The sequence below is a fragment of the Benzoatithermus flavus genome, from assembly GCF_037908215.1.
Taxonomy (GTDB): Bacteria; Pseudomonadota; Alphaproteobacteria; order Geminicoccales; family Geminicoccaceae; genus Benzoatithermus; species Benzoatithermus flavus.
In genome coordinates this window covers 95,658-107,251 of record NZ_JBBLZC010000003.1, presented here as the reverse complement: position 1 = coordinate 107,251, position 11,594 = coordinate 95,658, and the positions used below count along the sequence as shown (strand labels likewise).

Below are 11,594 nucleotides of genomic sequence, written 5' to 3'. Positions count from 1 at the left end.
CGGATCACGCCGCTTCTGCCCTGTGACTCCGCCAAGCCAATCGATCGTAGATCTCGAGATAGTCCTTCGCCATGCGCTCGGCGCTGAAGCGCTCCTCGAACCGGCGCCGCACCTGCCGGCGGTCGAGCTCGCGCACCCGCCGTACCGCGGCCACGGCCGCATCGATGCTCCCGACCACGTAGCCGGTCACACCCTCGTCGACCACCTCCGGCACCGCCCCGCACGGGAACGCGATCACCGGCGTGCCGCAGGCCATGGCTTCGATCATCGCGAGCCCGAAGGGTTCCGGCCAGTCGATCGGGAACAGGAGCGCCAAGGCCTGGCCCAGCGCCTCGCCCTTCTCGGCATCGCCGATCTCGCCCACGAACTCGATCAGGGGGTGGTCGAGCATGGGTGCGATCCGCTCGTGGAAGTAGCGCTCGTCGGCGCGGTCGACCTTGGCGAAGATCCTGAGCGGCAGGCCGGCGCGGCAGGCGATCTCGATCGCCCGATCCGGCCGCTTCTCGGGCGAGATCCGGCCGAGAAAGGCGAGATAGCCGCCTCTGGGCTCGGGCGTGAACGGCAGAAGATCGAGCGGCAGCCCATGATGGACGGTGCCGACCCAGCGCGCCCAGGGCATCGGCCGGCGCTGATCGTTCGAGATCGAGACCACGGGCATGTCGCGGAACTCGCGATAGATGCCGTGCAGGTCGGGAAGATCCAACCTGCCGTGCAGCGTGGTCACCGTCCGCTCGGCGATCGGCCGGAACAGCGGGAAATGCAGATAATCGGTATGGAAGTGCAGCACGTCGAACCGCTGCGCCTGCTGCCGCACCAGCTCGAGCTGCAGGATCTGGTGGGGCAGCGGGTCGCGCACGTCGGCATCCAGGCGCAGAGCCTGGCGTGCGCAGGGCACGAGCTCGGCCGAGGTCCCGGAATCGGCACTCGCGAACAGGGTCACCTCGTGACCGAGCCGGACGAGCGCTTCGGTGAGATAGGCTACCACACGCTCGGTCCCGCCATAAAGGCGCGGCGGTACAGCTTCGATCAACGGCGCAATCTGCGCAATCCGCATGTCGCTCGTTCCCTGGTCAACTGACGAAAGCTCGAACGGGAAACCCGTCGGGCAGGATGTAGTTTCCTTTCCGCTTCATGGAATACCGGCCATCTCGCGGCCAGGCCGTCGTCCGGCAGCAAAGAGCCCATGGACGGCGATCAGGCGGCACGGCGGAGATAAGGCACGGCGAGCAGCAGATCGCCCACGAGCCGGCGATATTCCCGCGCCTGTGCCGCCGCATCGGGGATGCGCAGGATGGCCGAGGGATGCTCGGTCACGAGGGCGTGTCCGCCCCCGTCCGGAAGCTCCATCATCCGGCCACGCTCGAGCTGCAGTGACACCGGCCGGCGGAGGAGCGCTTCTGCCGCAACGACGCCCAGGGCAACGATCAGCCGCGGCTGCACGAGCCGCCGCTCGAGCTCGAGCCAGTGGCGGCAGGCCTCGATCTCGCGTCGCTCCGGGGTCTGCCGAATGCGGCGCTGGCTGCGCCGCACGTGCTTGAAGTGCTTGACCGCGTCGGTGAGATAGAGAACGCTGCGGTCGAGTCCGGCATCGGCCAGCGCCCGGTCGAGCACCCGGCTCGCCGGCCCCACGAAGGGCCGCCCCTCGCGATCCGCCCGATCACCCGGCTGCTCGCCCACCAGCATCACCGCCGCATCGCGCGGCCCCTCGCCGAACACGGTCCGCGTCGCCCGCGCCCATAAAGGGCAAGCGCGGCAGGCGGCCGCCGCCTCCCTGGCCTCGGCCAGGGTCGAGGGCTCCGGCCGGTCCGCAGGCACCGGGCGCTCCGGCAGCGGCACCCCCTTGCCCTCGCGCGCCGGCTCGCCCGATGCCGGCGCCGCCTGCCAGATACCGGCATGGAAAGCGCGCCAGGCCGCCTCGGGCGCATCCTCGGCCGGAACCTCGCCGCGCCGGCCACCGGGGCCGAAGCGGAGCCGCTCGCCGTCCCAGCGCACGCTGCGATAGGGAGTGGCGATCGCCCAGCGCATGGTCCCGAACCGGTCGGCGAAGAAGGCAGCGACCCGCTCGAGCACGTAGTGCTCGGGCTCGAACCAGCCGACGAAGCACCGGCCTTCCCCGGTCGTCACCTCCTTGAAGCGCAGGAGCGCCTTCATCTTGGCGGCGCTGCGCCGCACCGCCGCCGCCATCGCCTCGGCCCGCTCGACGTCCGGATCACCGGAGCGGCTCAGGAGCTGCCGCTCGCCGCGCCCGATCCGGACGAGCAGGCGGTAGAGCAGCGCGAACCGCCCCGGATCGGCATGGAGCGCCACCTTTTCGGCGAGTTCGAGAAACCGCCGCGGCACGTTGCAGACCGCACGCGGCGCAGCCGCGACCGCCGGGTCCAGGCTCGCCTCGAACAGGCTCGGCTGGGCGCCGTCCACGCGCCAGCGCACCGCCTCGGGCGGCACGCCTGCGGCCCACAGACGTCGCGCCGCTGCCCGCCAGCCCGCGAAGTCGGCCTGATGCTCGAGCGTGATCTCGAGCGGCGCGGGCGAGGAGCGCAGCGAGACGGCCGGTTCCGCGAGACGTCCGAGTTTTTGCTGCAGCGACATCCCCTGCACCCGATGATCTTGACTCGTCTATATATGTTCCATTTTTGTTCCAAGCAACCTCGTGCTACGGCCGGCCGTTGATTGGACGCCGACGAGGGTATCGGCCGTGGCTGGACGGGAGTGACGTGATGGCACCGCGCGCCTACTGGAAAGGCTATCTCCGCCTCTCGCTGGTCACGTTCCCGGTCCAGCTCTACCCGGCGATCGACACGAGCCGGGACATCCACCTGCATCAGATCCACAAGCCCACGGGCGAGCGGGTGCGCTACGAGAAGGTGGTGCCCGGCAAGGGCCCGGTCGAGAACGACGCCATCGTGATGGGCTACGAGGTGGACGAGGGCCGGCACGTCCTGCTCGAGGACGAGGAGCTGAAGGCGGTGGCACCTTTGGCCAGCGACACGATCGAGCTCGAGCAGTTCATCGACGCCCGCGAGCTCGACGACATCTACGTCGACACGCCCTACTTCCTCCTCCCCGCCGACAAGATCGGCGGCGACGCCTATGCGGTCTTACGCACCGCGCTCAAGGAGACCGGGCGGATCGGTATCGGCGAGGTGGTGCTGCACCGGCGCGAGCGGGTGGTGGCGGTGCGGCCCTGCGGCCACGGGCTCATGCTCCAGACGCTGCGCTACGCCGAGGACCTGCGCGCCGCCGACCAGTATTTCGGCACGCTCGACACCACCCCGCCCGACCCGCGCATGGTCGAGCTCACGAAGGCGCTGATCGAGCAGAAGTCGGCCCCGTTCGAGCCCGGCCGGTTCAAGGACGACTACGAGGCGGCCCTGCGAGCGCTCATTCAGAGCAAGCTCGAGGGCAGAAAGCCCAGACGCAAGGCACCGCAACGGCCTCCGGCCGAGATCATCGACCTCATGCAGGCCCTGAAGCGCAGCCTCGACGATCTCCAGGAGAGCGCCAACGCCAACGAGGCGGCGGCGCCGAAGCCCGCGCGCGGCCACGGCCGCAGGACGGCGTGAGCCGCATGGCAGCACGCCGCCGCCCCGAGCCCGAGCAGGAACCCGCGCTCGTCGCCGGCATCGCCCTCACCCACCCCGACCGCGTGCTCTTCCCCGAGCAGGGCATCACCAAGCGCGAGCTCGCCCGCTACCACGAGACGGTCGCGGACTGGATCCTGCCCGAGCTCGCCGGCCGGCCGCTCTCGCTTGTCCGCTGCCCGCAAGGCCGACGCAAAGCCTGCTTCTTCCAGCGCCATCCCGGTGCCACGGTCCCGGACCGGGTCGAGACCGTCGCGATTCCCGGCGAGCCCGAGCCCTATCTCGCCGTCCGCGACCTTCCCGGCCTGATCGCCCTCGTCCAGATCGGCGTGCTCGAGCTCCATCCCTGGCCGGCCAGGGCCGCCACGCCCGAGCATCCCGACCGTCTGATCCTCGATCTCGACCCCGGCGAGGGTGCTCCGTTCGAGGGAGTCGTGGCAGCGGCCCGAATCGCGCGGGAGATGCTCACGGGGCTCGGCCTCGCGAGCTTCGTCAAGACCACGGGCGGCCGAGGCCTCCACGTCGTCGTCCCGCTCGCCTCCGCCCATGGCTGGGCCGCGCATCAGGCGGCGGCCAAGACCCTGGCCGAGCGCCTCGCCGCCACAGCCCCCGACCGGCTCACGACCGCGATCCGCAAGGCCGAGCGCCGCGGCCGGATCTTCGTCGATTGGCTGCGCAACGCCCGCGGCGCTTCGGCCGTCGCGCCCTACAGCCCGCGTGCCCGTACGGGAGCGCCCGTCGCCATGCCGCTGGCCTGGGACGAGCTTGGACCGGGCCTCGATCCCGCCACCTTCACGGTGCGCACCGTGCCCGGGCTCCTGCGGAACCGACCCGACCCCTGGGCCGGGATCGCGAGCCTGCGGCAGGCCCTGCCGGAGGATCTCTGACCGGCCTTCGCGCATTCCCGCCCCGCGCTCGCCGGCGATTGCGGCACCCGCCCGGCCCTGGCAGACTCGGGACCAAGAACCGAGACGACAGGGAGTGGCCATGGCGGCCAACCGTTACGACGCGCTCATCATCGGCGGCGGCCACAACGGCCTCGTCTGCGGCGCCTATCTCGCCAAGGCGGGCCTCAAGACCCTCGTGCTCGAGCGCCGGCCGATCTTCGGCGGGGCTGCGGTCACCGAGGAGTTCACCCCCGGCTTCAGGGCCTCGATCTTCTCCTACGTGATGAGTATCCTGCATCCCAGGATCATCGCCGACCTCGAGCTCAAGAAGTTCGGCCTCGAGGTGCTGCCGGCAAACGATCTGTTCTGTCCGCTCTGGGGCGACGACTATCTCGTCTTCTCCGACGACATGAAGAAGACACAGGAAAACTTCGCCCGCTTCTCGAAGAAGGACGCCGAGGTCTATCCTGCCTTCGACGCCTATCTCCAGGAAGCGCTCCAGGTCGTGCGCAAGCTCCTGTTCGCGACCCCGGTCGACCCGACGCAGGCCGACTGGCGGCACTTCAAGGAAACGGCGCAGCTGGTCTGGGAGTACCGGAAGATCGGCACCCGCTTCTACCGCATCCTCGACCTCCTGACCCAGTCGGCGGACGCCTACCTCTCGCAGTGGTTCGAGAGCGACATCGTCAAGGCGGCGCTCGCCTACTACGCCTCGATCGGCACCTTCGCCGGCCCCAAGACGCCGGGCTCGGCCTACGTGCTCCTGCACCACATCATGGGCGAGCACGCAGGAGCGGGCGGCTGGGGCTTCATCAAGGGCGGCATGGGCAGGATCACCCAGGCGATAGCCCGGTCGGGTGCCCGCTTCGGCCTCGAGATCAGGACCGACAGCCCGATCCGGGAGGTGCTGGTCGAGGAGGGCCGCGCCGTCGGCGTCGTCACCGAGAAGGGCGAGGACTACCGGGCACCCGTCGTGATCTCGAACGTCGACGCCAAAACCCTGATGACCCGCCTCGTCGCACCCCGGCACCTGCCCGAAGATTACCTGCGCGACATCCGCGGCTACCGCACCTTCTCGACCGCGTTCAAGATCAACGTCGCCTGCCACCGCCCGCCGCGGTACCGCTCGTTCGACCCCGCCAAGACCGGCTTCGACTATCCCACCTACGTCCACATCGCGCCCGACATCGACTATCTCGAACGGGCCTACGACGACGCGAAGTACGGCTGGTATTCGCAGAAGCCCTTCGTCACCCCCGTCGTCCCCACCATGCGCGACGACACCCTGGCCCCGCCCGGCAAGCACGTGGTCAACCTGTTCGGCGGCCATGCGCCCTACGAGCTGAAAGGCGCCACCTGGGAGCAGGAGCGCGACAACTTCGTGAACAAGGTGCTCGACGCGATCGAGACCTTCGCCCCCGGCTGGCGCGACGACATCATCGACATGCAGGTGCTCCTGGCCCCCGACCTCGAGCGCATCGTCGGCCTGCCGCAGGGCCACATCTTCCACGGCGAGCTCGCCCCCGACCAGATCTTCTTCACCCGCCCGGCCGCGCATTACGCCGACTACCGCACCCCTGTCCGCGGCCTCTACGTCTGCGGCAGCTCCATGCACCCCGGTGGCGGCGTTTCCGGCATCCCCGGCCACAACGCCGCGCGCGAGGTGCTGAAGGACCGCGGCAAGCGGCTGAGCTGACGAGGATGGAGACCGAGGGAGTGTCACGCCCCCTTAGCTCTCAGGATTTCCACCCATGAGGACGAGCTACGACAAGGCAACCGAAGCCTCTACATCGAGCTTCGCCCGCTCCCGGAGGAGCGCACCGTCGAGGTCGAAGAAGACGGTATGACGATATCGGTGCCGACGGTGAGCCCGGCGACTACGACATCCAGCACGCCTCCCAAAAGCGCGATCTCCTCGCCCGGCTCGTGCCGGGCGAGGAGATCGATGCCGCTGCCCGAGCAGTGGTGTCGCCCCGCCCGGCGCCGCCGGAGCCCGGCTCCTACGGCTGCTCCCACATCCTGACCGGCGTGCGCGGCGACCTGTTCCAGTCGGCGCCGAACAGGCTCGGCCAGCCATTGTTGCGCACGTCGATGATCCGCATGCTGTGCGAGCTCGTGTGCGCGACGATCGTGGGCGGGCCGAACGTCCCGTCGCCGCGCCGGTTGTAGTAGATCTTGATCTTGGGATTGCGGCCCTGCTGCATCATGGCCGTGGCCACGTCGTCGTGGCCGTCCCGGTCGAAGTCGGCAATACCTGCGAAATGGACCACGCACTCGACCCGGTTCTCGATCACGTGCTCGGTCCACGTTCCCGCCCTCGGGTCGGCCGGTGCCTGGAACCACGATACGCGGTAGTACTGTCCGGCCCGTTCCGCCGGCGAGACGACGAGGTCCACTCGCCCGTCGCCGTCGATGGTGCCGGCCGCCATGTAGGCGTTGGCCGGGGCGGCGAGGTTGTAGGTGTGACGCCGGAACGCCACGGCACCGGGCCGGCTCACGTTCTCGAGCCAATACTTGCCGACGGCGAGATCGGGCCTGCGGTCGCGGTCGAGATCGACGGCGAGGAGCCCCTCCCCGCCCTCCGGCAGCCCGATCCGGCTGTGCGCCCAGCCACCCGCCGCCGTCCGCCGCCAGACGTGCAGCGCTCTGCCCCCGGCTCCCCAGCCGCGGCCGACCACGTCGGGCCGGCCGTCGCCGTCGAGATCCTTCACCTCGATGTCGTGCAGCATCCTGTTCGCATCGACGACGTGCCGCCGCCAGCCGGCCGGCGTGTTCTCGTACCAGACGAGGCCGTAGCGTCCGCGCTCGTAGAAGATCGCGGCCACGTCGGCGCGCCCGTCCCGGCTCAGGTCGGCCACCTCGATGTCGGTGCCGATGCGGACCCTCGCGTCGATGACGGCCTTGCTCCATCTCGGGTTCCGGTACCAGTAGAGGCCGGGATGGCGCGGATCGAAGCCGCCGACGACGAGATCCTTGCGCCCGTCGCCGTCGATGTCGCCCACCGCCTTGCCCCAGGCCTCCCCCGGCCCGTTCCCGTCGATCAGGACGTTCCGGAACGCGTGCGCCCGTGGCGCCTGCATCCCGGCCGCGAGGAGAATCAGAGCCAGCAGCCCTCGTCGCATCGCCCGCTCCCTTCCATGCGGCGCACCGCTCCGCTCCGGACGACACGGCGCCCGAGGCGACGCCACCGGACACGGCAACGAGAGGCCACTTGGACCATCCCGTTCATGGCCCGACGTTTCGCGAGGGGAGATATTCCGAGAACTTCCGAGGGAGAGGCACGGCGCCGGCGCCCGATGATGCCGCGTTGTTCTTTTTAGGTTGATATTCCGACGACATCCCTGTCCCGAAGTTTCGGGAACGCCCTACGCAATCAACCAGCACAGCGAGACCATACGAGCCGGTTTCAGAATGCGCGCGCCGCGGATCGCCGGCTCGCCGGGCATCATCTCCGGATTGGTCTCGATGCGTCGTGCCCGCTCCATGGCGGACCTCCCGACCGCGGCGGCATCATGGCCGGCCGGCTCGGGACGGACCCGGAACCCCGTGCTCCGCCCCGAGAGCGCGGCCGAGCTCGAACGCCGCCTGCGCCTCGGCTCCACTCATCGCCAGCATGGTCTTGGTGTTCGTGATCGCACCGGCGCCCACCGCGGCGAGCATGATCGCCGCGGCTTCCTGCCCGCTCGGCGCCTCGTAGACGATCATCCAGTCGTACTCGCCGAACAGCAGATAGAAGGCGATCAGCTTGCCTCCCGCCCGGTCGACCAGCTTGGCCACGGCGGCGGTGCGATCCTCGGGCTTGGCCAGCATCGCCTTGATCGCGCCCTCGGTGTAGCGACCCTGTGAGACGAACAAGGGCATCGGACGGCCCTCCCGCCAGCGGGCGATCCCGGACCCGATTCTAGCAGGCGGAGCTCGCGAAGACCACACCGCGAGCGTCCGGGCCTGTGCGCCGGCAGCCCGTTTCGCACCCGCGCCCCGCCCGGCCGGTCGCCACTTTTCTTGGCTATATTCCTTTATCCGGCCGGGCTCGGGCCTCCTGCCCGGCCCGGCGAGGACCCGGCCGGATGGGCGCGGCATCTCGACGAGCCGCGGGCGAGCCTGCGGCCCCGGAACGCCCTCGAGCTCGAGCGGCTCGCCGCCGCCCGCTCCGGCCGCCGCGAGCTCGCGCAGGCGTGCAAGGCCGCGCAAGGGCCCCGAGGGCCGGGACGACGGGTCCGGGCAGGGCCATCGGCTCTTCCCGGCTCCTCACGTCCCCCCCACCTGCGCCGCGAGCTCCGCGCTTTCGAACAGATGCGGCCGCACCCCGGCCCGCTCGAGCGCGTCGCCGAGCTTGAGCCGCAGGAAGGCGCTGCTCGTGTAACGGGTGACGTGGGTGTACCAGCTCTGCTCCATGTGGTGGACCATGGCGGCGTAGGCGTCGACCAGCTCGGGGTCGATGCGGAAATTGTCGTAGTTGACGACCACCGGCACGCGATGCCCGATCTCGCGGCAGCGGCGCTCGACCGCGGCCCTGATCGCGTCCACGTCGTTGCCGGTGCGCACGCGCAGGCCCTCGAAGTTGAGGAAGAGCGTGTCGCGCTTCGGATCGAAGGTGACGCGCCGGTCGAGATCGAGGTCGAACAGGGACCGGTCGAGCCCCATGGGCACATCCACGAAGATGCGCAGGTCCATGAGATCGGGAGCGCGGATGATGGGCTCGAAGTCCATGTGGGCGAGGATGTCGCGCTCGATGTCGATGCCGGGTGCCACCTCGACGAGCTCGACCCCGGCCGCAGCGCGCCGGAACACGCAGCGCTCGGTGACGTAGAGCACGGGCTGGCCGCGCTCGGCGGCGTAAGCGCCGTTGAACGTGATCTGCTCGACCGCGGCCACGAACTTCCGGGCCCGGCCTTCCTGAACGATCCGGAGCTTCCCGTCCTCGACCGCGACCTCGAGCCCGCCCGCGGTGAAGGTGCCGGTGAACACGACCGCGCGCGCGTTCTGGCTGATGTTGATGAAGCCGCCCGCACCGGCGAGCTTGGGGCCAAAGCGGCTGACGTTGACGTTGCCGGCCGTATCGCACTCGGCCATGCCGAGTACGGCGAGGTCGAGCCCACCGCCGTCGTAGAAGTCGAACTGCTGATTCTGGTCGATGATCGCGTCCGTGTTGACCGCGGCGCCGAAGTTGAGCCCCGAGGCCGGCACGCCGCCGATGACGCCGGGCTCGGCGGTCATGGTGATGAAGGGGAGGATCTTCTCCTCGTTGGCGACCGAGGCGACACCTTCGGGCATGCCGATGCCGAGATTGACGACGCTGTTGGCCGTGAGCTCCATGGCCGCGCGCCTTGCGATGATCTTGCGCGCGTCGAGCTGCATCGGCGGCAGGCTCTCGAGCGGCACGCGCAGCTCCTGCGAGAAGGCGGGCGAATAGACGGTGGCGTAGGTCTGGCGATGGTTCGCAGGGTTCGCGACCACCACCGCGTCGACCAGGATGCCCGGGATCTTGACCGCGCGCGGATGGAGCGAGCCCAGGGCCGCGACCCGCTCGACCTGGGCGACGACGAGCCCGCCCGAGTTCCGGGCCGCCATCGCCATGGCGAGATTGTCGAGGGTGAGCGCCTCGCGCTCCATGGTGAGGTTGCCGGCGGGGTCGGCGGTGGTGGCGCGGATCAGCGCGATGTCGATCGGAAAGGCCTTGTAGTAGAGCCACGCTTCGCCGTCGATCTCGATCAGCCGGACGATGTCCTCCTTGGTCCGCGCGTTGATCTTGCCCCCGGCCTGGCGCGGGTCGACGAAGGTGTGGAGGCCCACCTTCGAGAAGGTGCCCGGCTTGCCGGCGGCGATGTCGCGGTAGAGATGCGAGATGCAGCCTTGGGGCAGGTTGTAGGCCTCGATCCGGTTCTGAACCGCGAGCCGCGCCACCTTGGGGATGAGGCCCCAATGGCCGCCGACGACGCGCTTCAGGAGCCCGTCGTGGCCGAGCCGGTTCAGGCCCTGCTCCTTGCCGTCGCCCTGGCCGGCCGCGAACAGGAGGGTGAGATCCTTGGGCTCCCCGGTGGCGAGGAAGCGCTGCTCGATACCCGAGAGCAGGTCGTCCGGCGTTCCGATGCCGACGAAACCGGAGGTGCAGATCGTGTCGCCGCTGCGGACGAGAGCCGCCGCCGCCTCGAGGGTGACGATCTTGTTCCGTGCCTCGCCGCGGCCGATGCGCCGCTTGTCGGCCTGTGTCGCTGTCATGGTTCACCTCCCGTGGATGCCAGCTCGAATCCAGCCGATGCGGCAGTAGACCCCAATCACCAGGAGCGCGACCATAGTCTCGACGTACGGGATCCGAGGACGCTGCCGCAGGACGGGCAGCAGAAGCGGCCGGCGTCGCAGCCCTCGCCGAGGAACGCGCCATCGCTTCCGAGCCTGCCGTCGGCCGAGCGCGGGCGAGCACCTCAGTCGAGATCGCGCGACCGCCAGAACGCCTCCAGCCGTCCGGAATGCGGCCTGAGCCGGTCCCAGCCCGGCGCATCGAAGGTGATGCAGGCGATGGCGGCGGTCGGAAACTTCTCGGCGAGCCTGGCTCTCGGCCCGGCCTTGCCTTCGCCGACGAGCAGGAGCGCCAGCTCCTGCAGGCCGGGATTGTGGCCGACCAGCATCAGGCGGCGTGCCTCGCCCCCGTGGCGGCGGATGCCTTCCAGGAGCCGCTCGGGCGGGACCATGTAGAGCTCGCGGCTGAAGAACGCCTCCGGTGCTGCGGCACCCAGTTCGGCGGCGGCGAGGCGCCAGGTCCGCTCGGCGCGCCTGGCGCTCGAGCAGAGCACGAGGTCCGGGATGCGCCCCTCTTCGCGCAGAAGGCGGCCCATGCGCGGGGCGGCGGCCTCGCCACGCGGGGCGAGGTCGCGCTCATGGTCCTCGATCCCACGCTGGTCGCGACGCGATTTGGCGTGGCGGAAAAGGAGAAGCTCCAGCATGCTGAGGTATGGCTCCCGCGTGGCGGGCCCGATCGCATGACAAGCGCGGCCCGAAGTGGTTATAGAACCGCCACGGACCGGACGCATGGTGCACGCGCCGCAAGGATGCGGCAGAAGGCAGGGCCATGACCGCAGATCGCGTCGACGCAGGAGCTGCCGTCATCCACCGCGATGGAGAGGCGGCG

9 protein-coding genes are annotated in these 11,594 nt (G+C 69.9%); 3 read left to right on the top strand and 6 right to left on the bottom strand.

Features of this window, described 5'->3' with window-relative positions:
- Positions 1–4: 4 nt before the first annotated feature.
- Both U1T56_RS04385 and U1T56_RS04380 read right to left on the bottom strand, forming a co-directional pair.
- Positions 5–1,054: a glycosyltransferase family 4 protein gene (locus U1T56_RS04385; RefSeq protein ID WP_418158224.1), complete on the bottom strand. Its 1,050-nt coding sequence runs from the start codon at positions 1,052–1,054 to the stop codon at positions 5–7.
- A gap of 140 nt (positions 1,055–1,194) precedes the next feature.
- Positions 1,195–2,589 (bottom strand): UdgX family uracil-DNA binding protein, encoded by a 1,395-nt coding sequence (locus tag U1T56_RS04380; protein WP_418158223.1) that lies wholly within the window; start codon positions 2,587–2,589, stop codon positions 1,195–1,197.
- 128 nt (positions 2,590–2,717) lie between these two features.
- Here U1T56_RS04380 and ku point away from each other — a divergent pair, with 128 nt between their 5' ends.
- The 3 genes from ku to U1T56_RS04365 all read left to right on the top strand — a co-directional run bounded on the left by ku (position 2,718) and on the right by U1T56_RS04365 (position 6,164).
- On the top strand, positions 2,718–3,563 hold the full coding sequence (ku, locus tag U1T56_RS04375; RefSeq protein WP_418158222.1) for a non-homologous end joining protein Ku: 846 nt from the start codon (positions 2,718–2,720) through the stop codon (positions 3,561–3,563).
- 5 nt (positions 3,564–3,568) lie between these two features.
- Positions 3,569–4,468 (top strand): non-homologous end-joining DNA ligase, encoded by a 900-nt coding sequence (ligD, locus tag U1T56_RS04370; RefSeq protein ID WP_418158221.1) that lies wholly within the window; start codon positions 3,569–3,571, stop codon positions 4,466–4,468.
- A gap of 100 nt (positions 4,469–4,568) precedes the next feature.
- Positions 4,569–6,164, top strand: coding sequence for a phytoene desaturase family protein (locus U1T56_RS04365; RefSeq protein ID WP_418158220.1), 1,596 nt, complete (start codon positions 4,569–4,571; stop codon positions 6,162–6,164).
- 304 nt (positions 6,165–6,468) lie between these two features.
- On the opposite strand, the gene U1T56_RS04360 is transcribed toward U1T56_RS04365, so the two are convergent.
- The 4 genes from U1T56_RS04360 to U1T56_RS04345 all read right to left on the bottom strand — a co-directional run bounded on the left by U1T56_RS04360 (position 6,469) and on the right by U1T56_RS04345 (position 11,409).
- Positions 6,469–7,590: an FG-GAP repeat domain-containing protein gene (locus U1T56_RS04360; protein WP_418158219.1), complete on the bottom strand. Its 1,122-nt coding sequence runs from the start codon at positions 7,588–7,590 to the stop codon at positions 6,469–6,471.
- 388 nt (positions 7,591–7,978) lie between these two features.
- On the bottom strand, positions 7,979–8,329 hold the full coding sequence (locus U1T56_RS04355) for a GYD domain-containing protein (RefSeq protein ID WP_418158218.1): 351 nt from the start codon (positions 8,327–8,329) through the stop codon (positions 7,979–7,981).
- A 387-nt stretch (positions 8,330–8,716) separates the two neighbouring features.
- On the bottom strand, positions 8,717–10,687 hold the full coding sequence (locus U1T56_RS04350; protein WP_418158217.1) for an acyl CoA:acetate/3-ketoacid CoA transferase: 1,971 nt from the start codon (positions 10,685–10,687) through the stop codon (positions 8,717–8,719).
- 203 nt (positions 10,688–10,890) lie between these two features.
- Positions 10,891–11,409 (bottom strand): SixA phosphatase family protein, encoded by a 519-nt coding sequence (locus tag U1T56_RS04345; RefSeq protein ID WP_418158216.1) that lies wholly within the window; start codon positions 11,407–11,409, stop codon positions 10,891–10,893.
- Positions 11,410–11,594: the final 185 nt, after the last annotated feature.